Consider the following 13,319-nt stretch of genomic DNA (forward strand, 5'->3'; position numbering starts at 1 on the left):
CAGCCGCGCCTACGGCTGGCCGCCGCCACCACCCTGAAGGCGTTCCATCTCTCGGCGGTCCCGCTTCGTCGGACGCCCCGCGCCCCTCTCCCGTACCGCCACCGGCGCCACGAACTCCTTCGGCGGGGGCGGCGGGCTGTTGTCCACGTAGCACGTGGTCGCCACCGGCGGGCCCACCCGCTTCCGGACGATCTTCGAGACGACCACGATCCGCTCACGCCCCGCGTGGAAGACCCGCACCTGGTCCCCCGCCCGCAACGCGTGCGCCGGTTTGACCCGTTCCCCGCCCACCCGCACATGACCCGCCCGGCAGGCCGCCGCCGCCTGCGAGCGGGTCTTGGTGAGCCGCACCGACCAGATCCAGGTGTCGACCCGTACGGTCCCCTCGTCCGAACCCTCAGAAGCCATGCCAGAAGCCATGCCCCCGAGAGTAGGACTATTCCGCCCGCGCCGCCCGCACCGGCTGGACCTTCAGTGCCCGCCACGCCGGAATCAGCGTCGCCGACAGCGTCAGCGTCAGCGCCGTGGCCACCACCGTGCCGTAGATCCACAGGGGGCCCGACGGCAGTCGGCTGTCGGTCGCCGCGTGGGCGAACGGCAGCAGCGTCGTCGCCGCTGCCGCCGTGCCGAGCAGCACCCCGATCGCCGCGACGACCAGACCCTCGACCGTCACCATCCGCATGACCTGCGCCTTCGTCGCGCCCGTCAGCCGCTGGAGGCCGAACTCGCGGCGCCGCCCGCCCGTCGCCGTCGCCAGGCTGTTGACCACCGAGACCGCGGTGTACGCGACGATCATGCCGATCAGCAGATAGTTGACCCACGCCTGCGTCTCGGTGTCCTGCGAGTGCGCCGCGATCAGCGCGTCGCGGTCGGCGACGGCCAGCCCCGGCTTGTCCTCCACCAGTTCGCGCAGCGCCGCCGTGACATCCGCGCCCGCCACGCCCGGCTCCGTCCGTACGAGTATCTGCTGCGGCAGACCACCGCTCGTGTGCGGAGCGAGCAGCTCCGCGGGCAGCAGCGCCGCCTCCCCGCCCGCCTTCGGGCGGTACGTCGCGACGACCCGCACCCGCGCCGTGCCGTTGTCGCCGAAGCGCAGGCTGATCGTCTCGCCGACCTCATGGCCCGCGCCCTCGGGCAGCGCGACCGTGTCGCCGCGCAGTTCGCCGAGGCTGCCCGCGGTGACGGAGACCGCGCTCGTTCCCGCCGCGCCCGCCGCGCTGACGCCCTGCAGCGTCAGTCCGTCGTCGCCGGTCTCCGCGCCCCGGCCGTCGGACCGCTCGATGAACCCGGTGCTCGTGACGTACGCACTGGCCGCGGCTACCCCGGGCAGAGCACTGACCTGGTCCACCAGGGAGGGCGCGACCGTCCCCGAAGCGGAGACGAGGACCGCGTCCGCGCGCAGGTTCTCGGTGAAGGCGCGCTCAGTGAGGTCGGACTGCGTGGTCAGCAGGTACATATTGGCGGTGGCGACGGCGACCGCCAGCATCACCGGGCTGACGGACGCGGCGACCTGGACCGTACGGGCCCGGGAGTTGACCATCGCCAGGTCCCCGGCCATGCCGGTCAGCGCGCTGACCGGCCGGTGCAGCAGCGCCGCGCACACCTTGGTCAGGCCGGGCGCGATCAGGGCCAGGCCGATCGCCGCGCAGATGACGGTGGGGCCTGCCGTACTCGCCGCGATGGGCCCGTGCATCACGGTCCACGTCACGATCGCGAGCGCCGCCGCGCCGCCCAGGAAGATCACCGCGAACAGCAGCCGGATCTTGGAGAACCAGCGCTGCTGGAGCGCCGCCTCGGCGAGCGCCTCGGTCGGCCGGGTCCGCACCGCGTGGCGGGACCCGATCAGGCCCGCGCCGACGGCCGTGATCAGGACCGCGCCGCCCGCCGCGACCAGCGGTATCCAGCCCTGGCTGAACTCGACGGCGGGCGCGGTTACCCCGGCCGCCGCGAGCTGCTCGAACAGCGCCTCGCCCAGCCACCGGCCGGGCAGCCAGGCCAGCAGCGCGGCGGCGACGGCGATCAGGAGCGTCTCGGCGACCAGCATCCGGCGGAGCTGGCGCGGGGTCGCGCCGATGGCCCGCATCAGGGCGAGCTCGCGGCGGCGCTGGGCTGCGGAGATGGACATGGTGCCCGCGGTGACGAAGAGGGCGACCATGACGGCCATGCCGCCGAAGACGCCGGCGAGGGAGATGAGATCCTCGCGCCGGTCCATGGCGGCGGGGTACTCGGCGAGCCCGCGGTCGTCACCGGAGAGAACCGTGGCCTGGGCATCGGCGCCGGCCAGGGCCTCGGAGACAGCGGCTTTGACCTGGGAGACAGGGACCCCGGACCGTACGACGACTGCGAGGGCATCGAAGTGGGCCGCGCCCGACGCGCCCGCCGCATCCGCCGCACCGGGAACGGAACCGCCCGCCCCTGCCCCCGCCCCCGCCAGCCGCAGCGCCTCCCCCTCCGCGAAGAACATCGCCCGCTGCCCCACCGCGCCCCGCGCCCGCGCGACCCCGCTCACCTTGTACGACGCCGTCTCACCGCGCGCCGCGACCCGTACCGAATCCCCCACGCCCACCCCGGACGCCGCCGCCGTCGCCGCGTCCAGGACCAGCTGCCCGGCGTTGCCCGGCGCGGTCCCCCGCTCCAGCTCGTACGGCGTGAGCGAGGCCGAGCCCCACCCATGGCCCTGGGCCCGTATCTGCGTGCCACCGTCCACGACCGTCGCCGCGAAGGTCACGTCCCCGACCACCCGCTCGACCCCGGCGACGCCCCGCACCCGCCCCGCCAGCGCGGCGTCCAGCGGTACGCCCTCCGCCAGGACCACCTGCTCGCTGTCGTCCTCGTTGCCCGGGTGGAGCTCGTACGACCGGTCCCCCGTCACCACCAGCGCCGCGCCCGCGAACCGCTCCGGCGGGACGTTGTTGCGGATGCCCGTCTCCAGCAGTCCGCCGCAAGCCAGGACGATCGCCGTACCGAAGAACAGCGCGACGAAGGTGGCCAGGAAGCCGCCCTTCCGGAACCGCAGAGTACGTAGCGCCAAGCCCGTCATGTTCATGGACTTGACGCTACGGAGGGCCAGGACGCGGGCCCATGACGTCACCCAGCGTCTTGGGGGTGGGGTCAACCCCACCCCCCACCTCCTGGCGCGACTTACGCGACTTACACGCCGATGCCACGGCCGTCCTTGCGCCAGACCGAGACGACCGACGGACGGACGATCTTCCCCGCGCCGTCCGGCCACACGCTCTTGGGCGTCTCGACGGACGCGCCGTCGAGCTCGCCCGGGTGCTGGACCGCGACCAGGACGCGGCGGTCCTGGATGATCGGCCCACAGGTCTCGGCGCCGGCCGGAACGGTCAGGAACTGCTTGACCTCACCGCGCCGCTCGCCCTGCGTGGCCACGCCGAACAGCCCGTCGTGCGAACCGAGCTGGTTGCCGTCCGTGGAGATCCACAGGTTGCCGTGCGGGTCGAAGGTGACATTGTCCGGGCAGGAGATGGGGCTGACCTTCTCCTTGGGGAAGCCGGCGAAGTACGTCGACGGGTCGTTCGGGTCGCCCGCGACGAGGAAGAGCCGCCAGGCGAAGCCGTCGCCCGTCGGGTCGTCCCAGTGCTCGGCGAGCTCCAGGATCTGGCCGTGCTTGTTGAGGTTGCGCGGGTTGGCCTCGTCGGCACCCGCCTTGCCCGCCTTGCCGCGGTCGCTGTTGTTGGTCAGCGCGACGTATACGCGGCCGGTGCGGGGGGACGGCTCGACGTCCTCGGGGCGGTCCATCTTCGTCGCGCCGACCTTGTCACCGGCGAGGCGGGTGAAGACGTACACCTCCTCGGCACTCATGCCGGGGACGTGGGACTTGTCGCCGGTGGCGAGCGGGATCCACTGGCCGCTGCCGTCGAACTCGCCGTCGTTGGGGAGCTTGCCGGTGCCGTCGATCTCGGCGGCCGGGCTGTCGCCGGTGAGCTTGGCGACGTACAGGGTGCCCTCGTCCAGGAGCGTGCGGTTGTACTCGCGGGCGGAACGCGAGTTCCCCTTCTTCATCCGCTTCGACGACACGAACTTGTAGAAGTAGTCGAAGCGCTCGTCGTCGCCCATGTAGACGACGGGGCGGCCGTCGGCGGTCAGCCGCGGCTCGGCGGCCTCGTGCTTGAAGCGGCCCAGGGCGGTGCGCTTACGGGGCGCGTAGTCCGGGTCGTACGGGTCGAGTTCCACGACCCAGCCGAAGCGGTGGACCTCGTTGGGCTCCTGCGCCAGGTCGAAGCGCTTGTCGAACCGCTCCCACTTGCGCTCGGTCGCGGCGGTGCCGATGCCGTAGCGCTTGTCGGTGGTGCTGGAGCCGTTGGCGAAGTACTGGTTGAAGTTCTCCTCGCCGCTGAGGATGGTGCCCCAGGGGGTGGTGCCGCCGGCGCAGTTGTTGAGCGTGCCGAGGACCTTGGTGCCGGTCGGGTCGACGCTCGTACGGAGCAGGGCACTGCCGGCGGCCGGGCCCGTGACCCTGAACTCGCTGGTCGCGGTGATACGGCGGTTGAGGGGGTGGCGGGTGACGGGGGTGAGCTTGCCGCTGCGGTTCTCTTCCTGGACGACCACGACGGACAGGCCGTGCGCGGCCCAGGCGATCTCGACCTGCTCGCGGGTCGGGTTCGCCGCGTCGTACCCCCGGAACATCAGGATCTCGTCGGTGTACTCGTGGTTGGCGACGAGGACCTGGCGGCCTCGCTCGCCGGGGAGGGGGACGAGGGAGAGGAAGTCGTTGTTGTAACCGAACTGGCCTGCCTGCGCCTTGGCGGTCTGCTTGTCTGCGTCGAAGGCGGGCGCGCCGCGGAGGATGGGCTCGCCCCAGCGGATGACGACGTTGTGGGAGTAGCCGTCGGGGACGGTGACCTTGTCGTCCTTGTTGGGGGCGACGGGCGCGAAGCGCAGCCCGCGGGCGCCGTCCGGTGTCTTGCCGTATCCGGGTTTGCCGTGGCGGTCACCGGAGAGCGCGGGGGCGGCGTCGGCCTGGGTTCCGCCCTGGCCGACGACGGTCGCGGTGCCCGCGGCGGTGGCGACGGTCACGATGGCGGCGGCGCGCATCATCGAACGTCTCGACAGCGCACTGGCGATCACGTCACCGACGTACTCGTTGTCGCTGGTGTTGGGCACTTCGTGGAAACAGGCGTCGCCGCAGCGGTAGCGGCAGGTGAGAGCGGAACGTCCGCCCGCGTGGGCGTTCGTGTTCAAAAGCGGCAGCAGTCTGCGCACTTCGTCCTCCATCCGGCGCAGCCTGCGCCGACATTGTGTCGGAAAGGTTCCGGCCATGACGCTAGGCGCGTATACGTGCGGGGTGGGGGACCTGAAATGAACTACGGATGAACCCGGCGCGACCGGGGCGCGGTTGGCGGCGCCGACCCGATCGGCGCGGCGCCGGTGGGCGCGGTCGCCCGCCCCTGCCGGGGATCGGCTCCGGGGGCGGCTAACCTTACGTGTCCGCCCTGGCCAGGACACTCCACTGGATCCCCGGCGCAAGCGCGGACATTCACCGCACTCATCTCATGACTCTTGACTCATGCGAAAGGCCTCGCCCATGGGCATTCGGAGCTTGCTGCGCAAGGTGTTTGGACGCGACGGTTCGGAGCGTAACGAGCCGTCGGCAGCCTCCGTCCCGCCCCAGACGGAGCGCACGGAGCGCACAGAACCGGCCACGGAGGCGGTGCAGAACCCGTCGCAGTCGCCGGCAGAGCGGGCGGCGGCGGACCTGGTCTCGGCGGCGTTCGACAACCCGACGCCGGGGAGCAGGACGGCTACGGTCCCGGCGCAGGCGTCGGGTCCGGCGCGGGTCGAGCCGGAGGCGGCGGCGATCGTGCCCGAGGCCGTCGAGCCGGCGGCTGCGGCTCCGGCTCCGGCTCCGGCAGCCGAGCCGGAAGCGGAGCCGGCGGTTGCGGCTGACGAACCGGCTGGGAGCGGGGAAGCCACGCTCACCGAGACCGCAGAGGCGGAGGTTGCTCCGGCGGAGCCGGTCGCAACGACGGAAGCGGTCGCCGAACCGGAGGCGGCGGCGGCTGAGCCGATCACGGTGACCGAGCCCGTGGCGGCGGCAGCCGCCGAGCCCAAGGCGGAGCCGGAGGCTGCTCCGGCAGAGCCGGTCGCGGCAACGGAACCGGCTGCCGAGCCGGAGGCCGCGACAGAGCCGGTGACCGAGCCGGTCACAGCAACCGAGCCCACGATGGCGGCAGCCGCCGAGCCCGAGGCGGAGCCGGTCACGGTGACCCAGCCCACGGCGGCAGCCGACGAGGCACCGAGTGAGCCGGTCACGGCGCCCGAGACCGAGCCGGTCACGGCGCCCGAGCCCGTGACGGCGGCAGCCGCTGAGCCGGAGCCGGAGGCTGCTCCGGCAGAGCCGGTCGCGGCAACGGAACCGGAAGCCGCCGAGCCCGAGCCGGAGTCGGCGGCAGCCGACAAGGCGCCGGCCGAGCCGGTCACCGCACCCGAGCCCGCAGTGGCTGCGCAGGCGGCGGCCGAGCCCGAGGCTGCCACCGAGCCGGCACCCGAGCCGGTGACCGAGCCGGTGACCGAGCCGGTCACGGCACCCGAGCCGGTCACGGCACCCGAGCCGGTAGCGGCAGCAGCCGCCGCCGAGCCCGAGCCGGAGGCCGACGTCCCCGCCGAGGAGGCCGTCACCCCGGTCGCCGCGCAGGCCGCCCCCGCCCCCGAGCCGGTACCCAGCGAGCCCCAAGCACAGGACCCCATCAGCGACCGCGCCCCCGGGCTGCTCGCCCCCTACCAGGCCGCCGCCACCGCCCTCGCGGGACGTGAGCTCAGCAAGGCCCGCGCCCGGGTGTACCTCGTACTCGACAGATCCGGGTCCATGCGCCCGTACTACAAGGACGGCAGCGCCCAGCTGCTCGGCGAGCAGGCTCTCGCGCTCGCCGCGCACCTCGCCGAGGACGGGACCGACCCCACCCTCAACGTCGTCTTCTTCTCCACCGAGGTCGACGGCACCGGCGAGCTCACCCTTGACGCCTACGAGGGCCGCATCGACGAGCTCCACGGCTCCCTCGGCCGGATGGGACGTACGAACTACCACCTCGCCGTGGCAGAGGTGCTGGCCCTGCACGCCAAGGCGGACACGGACGCCCCCGCGTTCGTGATCTTCCAGACCGACGGCGCTCCCGAGTCGAAGACCGCCGCCACCGCCGCGCTCACCGAGGCCGCCGACAAGCCCGTCTTCTGGCAGTTCGTCGCGTTCGGCGAGCACGAGGCGAAGGCCTTCGACTACCTCCGTAAGCTCACGGCCGACGGCGCCGACGGCGCGGCCAACATCGGCTTCTTCCACGCCGGGCCCGCCCCCCGCGAGCTCCCCGACACCGAGGTATTCGAGGGGCTGCTCGCCACCTGGCGCGCGTAACCCGGCTACGACGACGTCGTAGGCAGAGTCACGGTGACGGCCGAGCCACCCTCAGGGCCCGGCTCGGCCGTCACCCCCCGTGGGCTTCAGCTGTCGACCGTACGATCGACAGCCCGAGCCCCGCCCCCGGCCCGCCGCAGCCCGGTGGCGACCAACTCGGCCAGGACCTCCTCGTCCTCGGCGACCAGCACCCGATCCATGTTTCGCAAACGTCTCCGCCGGTTTATCCGGGTGAGTGCACTCCCCGCAGGCGGATAGGATTTCGACCATGGCGGCCACTGAATCTGAAAACCTGTACTACGTCACGACGCCGATTTACTACGTCAACGACGCCCCGCACCTCGGTCACGCCTACACGACCGTCGCGGGCGACGTGCTCTCACGCTGGCACCGTCAGCGCGGCGAGAAGGTGTGGTACCTCACCGGCACGGACGAGCACGGTCAGAAGATCATGCGCACTGCCGAAGCGAACAACGTCACACCGCAGGAGTGGTGCGACAAACTCGTGGAAGAGGCCTGGAAGCCTCTCTGGGAGCACCTGAACATCGCGAACGACGACTTCATCCGTACGACGGAGAAGCGGCACACGGACCGTGTGCAGGAGTTTGTGCAGGACCTGTACGACAAGGACGAGATCTACAAGGGCGGGTACGAAGGCCCGTACTGCGTGGGCTGCGAGGAGTACAAGATCCCCGCGGATCTGCTCGACGGCGAGGCCGGGGGCGAATTCGCGGGGCAGAAGCTCTGCCCGGTCCACAAGAGGCCGGTGGAGATCCTCAAGGAGGAGAACTACTTCTTCAAGCTCAGCGCGTACGGACCGAAGCTGCTGGAGTTCTACGAGGCCAATCCCGGCTTCATCCAGCCGGAGTCCGCGCGCAACGAGGTGGTGAACTTCGTCAAGCAGGGCTTGCAGGATCTGTCGATCTCGCGCTCGACCTTCGACTGGGGCGTCCCGGTGCCGTGGGACGAGAAGCACGTGATCTACGTATGGATCGACGCGCTCCTCAATTACGCGACGGCCGTCGGGTACAACGAGAACCCGGCGAAGTTCGCGGAGACGTTCCCGGCGAACGTGCACCTGGTCGGCAAGGACATCCTGCGCTTCCACGCGATCATCTGGCCCGCGATGCTGCTGGCGAACGGACTGCCGGTGCCGGGTCGCGTGGCCGCGAACGGCTGGCTGATGGTCGGCGGCGAGAAGATGTCGAAGTCGAACCTGACGGGCATCAAGCCGCAGGACCTGACCTCGCACTTCGGCGTGGACGCGTACCGCTGGTACTTCCTGCGCGCGATCGCGTTCGGCCAGGACGGCTCGTTCTCATGGGAGGACTTCACCGCCCGGTACACCTCCGAGCTGGCGAACGACTACGGGAACCTCGCTTCGCGCGTGGCGGCCATGGTCGGCAAGTACTACGGGGGTGCGCTGCCGGAGGCGACGGCCGCGGGTGACGCGGAGCAGGCGGTCCGGGACGGGCTGACCAGGGCGGTCGCGGAGGCCAACCGGAAGATCGGCGACGAGCTGGACTTCCAGGGCGGAATCCTCGCGGTCTTCGAGTTCGTGAAGCGGGTCAACGGCTACATCACGGAGCAGGAGCCGTGGAAGGTCGCGAAGGACGAGTCGCCGGAGGGCCGGGCACGGCTGGCGACGATCCTCTACACGGCGGCGGAGTCGCTGCGCGCGGTGGCGGTGCTGCTCAACCCGGTGATGCCGGAGACGTCGCAGAAGCTGTGGGACTCGCTGGGCGCGGACGCCTCGCTGGGCGCCATCGCCGACCAGCGCATCCAGGACGCGGCGGAGTGGGGCAGGCTCCCGGCGGGCACGACGGTGACGAAGGGGGCGGTGCTGTTCCCGCGCCTGGAGGAGAAGCCGGCGGCGTAGTCGACGCAGCACAGGGCCCGGGCCCTTGGGAACGTACGGTCGTACGGTTCCCAGGGGCCCTGGTCGTATCAGTCGCTCAGCGGCCCAGCGCCGTCACGTCCCCCATCACCACCACCGGCCGCTTCGCCGGGTCCAGCCACCGCAGCAGCTCCTTCATCCGCCCCTTCGGCAGGGAGACGCAGCCCTGCGTCGGCCCGGCGTGGTCGACGTGGATCCAGATGCCGCCGCCCTTGCCCGCGCCGAGCGGACGCGTCCAGTCCAGGGGGGTGGTGCCGGGCTTGCGGTTGTAGTTGATGGCCACCACGTAGTCGAAGGACCCGGCGAGCGGTTCGCCCTCGAAGCCGGTGCCGCGCGCGGTGAAGGCGGGCCCCCGGTCGTACGGGAGTTTCGTGCCCGGATCGGGCAGCCGGCCGCCCGCGTCGGTGAGGCCGTACACCCCGATCGGCGAGCGGCGGTCGCCCTGGCGGTGGTCGTCGGTCCAGCCGCGCAGGCCGTTGTGCGCGGGCCAGGGGTCGGAGACGGACTGCCAGCCCCGGACGGGATCGCGCTCGTACAGCATGGCGGTGGCCTGGTTGGAGTCCGAGACGTCGCCGGTCACCACGACGGCCTGGGTCGTCGCGGCGGCGATCTGCGCGCGGGTCTTGGGGCCGAGGGCGGGGATCTCCTTCGCCTGGATGGTCTGCGGCCGGGGCGCGGACCGTATGGTGCCCGCGCCGGCGGCCTTGGCCTCGGCGCCGGTCGCGGTCGCGGTCGCTGCGTTGTCGGTGCCGCCCGCGCAGCCGGCGAGCAGCAGACCTGCGGCGATCAGTGCGACGGCGCCCGGGAGCGGGCGTGTGCGGAGGGACATGTACGGCCCTTCAGTTCGAGAGGTCGAAAGCTGTGTGGGTGGGGGAAGAGGCGGGAGTGGGCGCGAACGAAGCCGTCCGGTCGTCGAAGCTGGCGTCGGCGATCATCTGCTGGGCCTCGGCCACCGCCCGCGACGCGCCGCCGGAGGCGCAGAGGTCGGCGTTGATCGCGGAGTCGCGGTCCGGGAGGCCGCCGAGCAGCACGTTGTACTCCTGCCTGCCGCCGATCGCCCGGCAGGAGGGGGAGACCGTGTGCAGCTCGTTCAGCACGGCCGGGTTCTGCGTCTTCGAGTCCAGGCGGGGGCCCGATTCCAGCCGCAGGGTGAGCAACGCGCCTCCGAACCGCAGTTTGCGCAGCGGCAGCGGGCAGGTGTCCTGGCCGTCCTCCGCGCAGGGCGACTCGTACGCGATGAGCTCCTGCGTCCCGGCGAAACCCCTGAACGGAACCTTGCGCAGGGGTTCGCTCGGTATGGCGAGCGAATGCCAGGAGGCGGGCAGCCGCAGGGTGAGGCCCCCCAGCTCCGGGTAGCGCACGGCGGTGTTCGGCGCGGTGACGGAGGGCGCGGGCGCGGCGGGCGGCACCGGCTCGGAGCCGCCGCGCAGGGTGCCCGGGAGCAGGGTGCCGGGCAGGAGCGTTCCGGCGAGTACCAGCACGCTCACCCCGGCAGCGGCGGCGACGACTGTGCGCCGCCTGCGCCGGTGACGGACGACGCGCTCGCGCACCCGGCGCAGTCGGCCCTCGGGGGCGGGCAGCCAGGGCACGGCTTTCTCCAGCAGGACGCGCAGCTCATCTTCCCCGTACTCGTACTCGTACTCAGGCACAACGGTCACCACCTTCCACGGGCGCGGGCAGGGCGGCCCGCAGGGTGCGCAGCGCCTTCGCCGACTGGCTCTTGACGGTGCCGGGGGCGCAGCCGAGGGTGGCCGCGGTGTCCTCGACGCTCAGGTCCTCGAAGTACCGCAGGACGACGACGGCCCGCTGCCGCACGGGCAGCCGCCGGATCGCGGCGGAGAGGGACTGCTCCAGATCGACGCCCTCGTACGCGTCGAAGGAGGCGGCCAGATCGGGCAGTTCGCCGTGCGGCACCTCGCCCCGCCAGCGTCTGCGCCACCAGGAGGCGTGCGTATGGATGAGGGCTTTGCGTACGTACGCCTCGGGGTGCTCCTCGGCGACCTTGCGCCACTTGGGCCACACCTTGGCCAGTACGGTCTGGAGCAGGTCCTCGGCGAGGTGCGCGTCGCCGGTGAGCAGCCAGGCCATCCGCAACAGCCGCGGCCCGCGAGCGGCGACGAATGCCGCGAAGTCGTCGCCGTCGGCCGGGTCCATCGTGCCGCCCTCGCCATGTCGTTGGGTCTTCCACACCTGTGGAACGCGGTGGGGGGCGGCTCGGGTTGCCCGCGTCGGGCAAGATCCTGCGCCTGGACCAACGAGGGCCTGGCATTCGCGCTCGAAGTCGCGGCACTGGTCGCGCTCGGCTACTGGGGCTTCAGATAATGGTCAAGGCGCTGGTGTTCGGGGCGGCGACGGTGGCGCTGTACGGGACCGGGCACCACGGCCTCGCGACCGTGTTCGCGGTTCTGGTGGTGGGCAACACGATCGTGGTCACGGTCGCCCGGAGCTGAGCGCCTTCACCTCGCGGAGGAGCGCGGCAAGCCCGGCGGGGGTGGTGAACAGTACGTGCGACGGCTCGTCGCTCTCACGGAGCAGAATGCCCTTACCGACGGCCGTGAGTTCAACGCAGTTGGACGAATCGCCGCCGCCGGAGAACGAAGACTGGTCGCAGTCGCGCGGCTCGGCCCTGGCACTCGCGACAACGGCGTCATCTCTGACGAGGCCGACGATCGCGAAGGCCCGTATCAGCATCAGCGCCCTTTCAGGCGCCGGTTCTCCCCTTCGTCGCCCTCTTCCTCGCTCTGCTTCTCGACCCCCGCCAGAGGCTCCCCGTCGCCGGTGCCTCCCTTCTGATAGCCCTCGCGAGCACTCGCCGTGCCGGGTATGACACGGTCCCGCGCCTGGCTCTCCGAGCCCGAGTGGGCTCCCGGTTCATCCTCATCGCGCGCCCGCGCGTACTTGTCCGGCCGCGGGGCGTCCGGTGTCGGCCCGTTCATCTCGCTTCCTTTCCGCCTGGCCGGGAAGTGCCTGGACTTCCGCAAGTGCCCCGCGAGGAAGCCCGGAAACAAGGCACCGGAAAACGCGCCGCGCGCGTCACCGGGCTGACCATGACCCACTGCCTGATCACGAGGTTTGGGCCCGGAACCACTGGCGATTCCGGGCCCAGCCGACTGCTACGCGTACGTCACGAGCCGGCCGAAGTCGAGGCCGAGGCCCCCGGCTGCACCTCGCCGCCCGTGCCCTCGTTCGTCAGGTCCGGGTCGACGCCCAGCGTCAGCGACGCGTGGACGCCCCTGGCGATCTGGCCCTTCTTGTACTTCAGGGTGAGCAGGCCGCCTTCCGCGCCGTTGCCCGGATAGATCGTGTCCTCGTCCAGAGTCGTCCGTACCGTGGTCTCCGTGTTGTACGGCGCGACCTTCGCGGAGTCCAGCACCGCCGTCTCGGCGAAGAAGAGCTGGCCGGTGTGGCAGGCGTGGCCGCCCTCGTAGCCGGTGTCCGTCAGCTTGCCCTCGACGTGCACCTTGGTGTGGATGTGCACGCAACGGCCCTGGTACCAGCCCGGGAAGATCGTCTTGAACTCCACGAAACCGCTCTTGTCGGTGACCTGGGTGCCGCGCAGGTAGCGCTTGTCGTCGGTCGGCTCCTGGTGGCCGCCTCCGCCACCGCCTGGCGGCGGGGAACCGGTCGGGGCTCCCGACGGCATGTCCGACGGGGTGCCGGTCGGCGGAGTGCCTCCGCCGCCACCGCCACCGCCGCTCAAGTCCTCGTACCCGGAGTAGAGGCCCAGCGCGTCGCAGTGCCAGATGTCGACGGCCGCGTTCCGCAGCGGCTTGCAGGTGTCCGAGTCGATCACCTTCAGGCGGAGGGTCATCGGGATGCCCTCCTTGCCCTCGGTGATGTCCTTGCGGATCTTGTCCGCGTCGATGTAGTACGGGCCCTCGGTGGTCTCCGAGGCGAGCCGGTAACACACCTCGCCGGAAGCACCGGCCGCCGCAGGGGTCTTCCCCGCACTCTGGCCCGCCGAGGCCGTACTGACCACCGCGCCGCCGGCGCCGATCGCCGCTGCTGCCGCCCCGCCTGCGACGATGAGCCGACGCCGCGTCATGTTCTTTT

The 13,319-nt window shown here is 71.7% G+C and carries 12 protein-coding genes and 2 pseudogenes; 3 read left to right on the plus strand and 11 right to left on the minus strand.

Annotated features, from left to right (window positions below; translation table 11 throughout):
- Positions 1 to 9 precede the first annotated feature (9 nt).
- The 3 genes from ACIHCQ_RS02285 to ACIHCQ_RS02295 all read right to left on the minus strand — a co-directional run bounded on the left by ACIHCQ_RS02285 (position 10) and on the right by ACIHCQ_RS02295 (position 5,226).
- Positions 10 to 420, minus strand: coding sequence for an RNA-binding S4 domain-containing protein (locus ACIHCQ_RS02285; protein WP_399656929.1), 411 nt, complete (start codon positions 418 to 420; stop codon positions 10 to 12).
- A 16-nt stretch (positions 421 to 436) separates the two neighbouring features.
- Positions 437 to 3,046: an FtsX-like permease family protein gene (locus tag ACIHCQ_RS02290; protein WP_399656931.1), complete on the minus strand. Its 2,610-nt coding sequence runs from the start codon at positions 3,044 to 3,046 to the stop codon at positions 437 to 439.
- A gap of 104 nt (positions 3,047 to 3,150) precedes the next feature.
- Complete coding sequence (locus tag ACIHCQ_RS02295) at positions 3,151 to 5,226, minus strand: PhoX family protein (protein WP_399657572.1); 2,076 nt, start codon at positions 5,224 to 5,226, stop codon at positions 3,151 to 3,153.
- A 322-nt stretch (positions 5,227 to 5,548) separates the two neighbouring features.
- Here ACIHCQ_RS02295 and ACIHCQ_RS02300 point away from each other — a divergent pair, with 322 nt between their 5' ends.
- On the plus strand, positions 5,549 to 7,369 hold the full coding sequence (locus tag ACIHCQ_RS02300) for a VWA domain-containing protein (RefSeq protein WP_399656933.1): 1,821 nt from the start codon (positions 5,549 to 5,551) through the stop codon (positions 7,367 to 7,369).
- A 5-nt stretch (positions 7,370 to 7,374) separates the two neighbouring features.
- Here ACIHCQ_RS02300 and ACIHCQ_RS02305 read toward each other — a convergent pair.
- Positions 7,375 to 7,502, minus strand: a pseudogene (locus ACIHCQ_RS02305) (ATP-binding protein); the annotation flags it as partial.
- A pseudogene (locus tag ACIHCQ_RS02310) lies at positions 7,495 to 7,569 on the minus strand (response regulator transcription factor); the annotation flags it as partial. The pseudogenes ACIHCQ_RS02310 and ACIHCQ_RS02305, both read right to left, overlap by 8 nt.
- 68 nt (positions 7,570 to 7,637) lie before the next feature.
- Here ACIHCQ_RS02310 and metG point away from each other — a divergent pair.
- Positions 7,638 to 9,248, plus strand: coding sequence for a methionine--tRNA ligase (gene metG, locus ACIHCQ_RS02315; RefSeq protein WP_399656935.1), 1,611 nt, complete (start codon positions 7,638 to 7,640; stop codon positions 9,246 to 9,248).
- Between the two features lie 76 nt (positions 9,249 to 9,324).
- Here the strand turns inward: metG and ACIHCQ_RS02320 are convergent, their stop codons facing one another.
- From ACIHCQ_RS02320 to ACIHCQ_RS02330, 3 genes are read right to left on the minus strand one after another with little or no spacing between them, the layout of a single operon-like run.
- A complete protein-coding gene (locus tag ACIHCQ_RS02320; protein WP_399656937.1) occupies positions 9,325 to 10,095 on the minus strand; it encodes a L,D-transpeptidase family protein in 771 nt (256 codons plus the stop codon).
- Positions 10,096 to 10,105: 10 nt separating this feature from the next.
- The gene (locus ACIHCQ_RS02325) at positions 10,106 to 10,924 is read right to left on the minus strand and encodes a hypothetical protein (RefSeq protein WP_399656939.1); all 819 of its coding nucleotides are present in this window, start codon (positions 10,922 to 10,924) and stop codon (positions 10,106 to 10,108) included.
- On the minus strand, positions 10,908 to 11,420 hold the full coding sequence (locus ACIHCQ_RS02330) for a SigE family RNA polymerase sigma factor (RefSeq protein ID WP_399657575.1): 513 nt from the start codon (positions 11,418 to 11,420) through the stop codon (positions 10,908 to 10,910). The genes ACIHCQ_RS02325 and ACIHCQ_RS02330 overlap by 17 nt, the downstream gene beginning before the upstream one ends.
- A gap of 167 nt (positions 11,421 to 11,587) precedes the next feature.
- On the opposite strand from ACIHCQ_RS02330, the gene ACIHCQ_RS02335 reads away from it, so the two are divergent.
- Positions 11,588 to 11,716 carry a hypothetical protein gene (locus ACIHCQ_RS02335; RefSeq protein WP_399656941.1) on the plus strand — a complete coding sequence of 43 codons (129 nt, stop codon included), beginning with the start codon at positions 11,588 to 11,590 and terminating at the stop codon, positions 11,714 to 11,716.
- Here the strand turns inward: ACIHCQ_RS02335 and ACIHCQ_RS02340 are convergent.
- The 3 genes from ACIHCQ_RS02340 to ACIHCQ_RS02350 form a co-directional block, all read right to left on the minus strand.
- Positions 11,697 to 11,957 (minus strand): DUF397 domain-containing protein, encoded by a 261-nt coding sequence (locus tag ACIHCQ_RS02340; protein ID WP_399656943.1) that lies wholly within the window; start codon positions 11,955 to 11,957, stop codon positions 11,697 to 11,699. The two genes, ACIHCQ_RS02335 and ACIHCQ_RS02340, sit on opposite strands and share 20 nt — an antisense overlap.
- Positions 11,957 to 12,202 (minus strand): hypothetical protein, encoded by a 246-nt coding sequence (locus ACIHCQ_RS02345; protein ID WP_399656945.1) that lies wholly within the window; start codon positions 12,200 to 12,202, stop codon positions 11,957 to 11,959. The genes ACIHCQ_RS02340 and ACIHCQ_RS02345 overlap by 1 nt, the downstream gene beginning before the upstream one ends.
- Before the next feature lie 188 nt (positions 12,203 to 12,390).
- Positions 12,391 to 13,311 carry an intradiol ring-cleavage dioxygenase gene (locus tag ACIHCQ_RS02350; RefSeq protein WP_399656947.1) on the minus strand — a complete coding sequence of 307 codons (921 nt, stop codon included), beginning with the start codon at positions 13,309 to 13,311 and terminating at the stop codon, positions 12,391 to 12,393.
- Between the last annotated feature and the right edge of the window lie 8 nt (positions 13,312 to 13,319).

This window comes from Streptomyces sp. NPDC052236 (genome assembly GCF_044548015.1).
Taxonomy (GTDB): Bacteria; Actinomycetota; Actinomycetes; order Streptomycetales; family Streptomycetaceae; genus Streptomyces.

Coding starts and splice junctions, on each gene's coding strand:
- ACIHCQ_RS02285 (WP_399656929.1), bottom strand. CDS start 420: ATGGCTTCTGGCATGGCTTCTGAGGGTTCGGACGAGGGGACCGTACGG.
- ACIHCQ_RS02290 (WP_399656931.1), bottom strand. CDS start 3,046: ATGAACATGACGGGCTTGGCGCTACGTACTCTGCGGTTCCGGAAGGGC.
- ACIHCQ_RS02300 (WP_399656933.1), top strand. CDS start 5,549: ATGGGCATTCGGAGCTTGCTGCGCAAGGTGTTTGGACGCGACGGTTCG.
- metG (WP_399656935.1), top strand. CDS start 7,638: ATGGCGGCCACTGAATCTGAAAACCTGTACTACGTCACGACGCCGATT.
- ACIHCQ_RS02320 (WP_399656937.1), bottom strand. CDS start 10,095: ATGTCCCTCCGCACACGCCCGCTCCCGGGCGCCGTCGCACTGATCGCC.
- ACIHCQ_RS02330 (WP_399657575.1), bottom strand. CDS start 11,420: ATGGACCCGGCCGACGGCGACGACTTCGCGGCATTCGTCGCCGCTCGC.
- ACIHCQ_RS02335 (WP_399656941.1), top strand. CDS start 11,588: ATGGTCAAGGCGCTGGTGTTCGGGGCGGCGACGGTGGCGCTGTACGGG.
- ACIHCQ_RS02340 (WP_399656943.1), bottom strand. CDS start 11,957: ATGCTGATACGGGCCTTCGCGATCGTCGGCCTCGTCAGAGATGACGCC.
- ACIHCQ_RS02345 (WP_399656945.1), bottom strand. CDS start 12,202: ATGAACGGGCCGACACCGGACGCCCCGCGGCCGGACAAGTACGCGCGG.
- ACIHCQ_RS02350 (WP_399656947.1), bottom strand. CDS start 13,311: ATGACGCGGCGTCGGCTCATCGTCGCAGGCGGGGCGGCAGCAGCGGCG.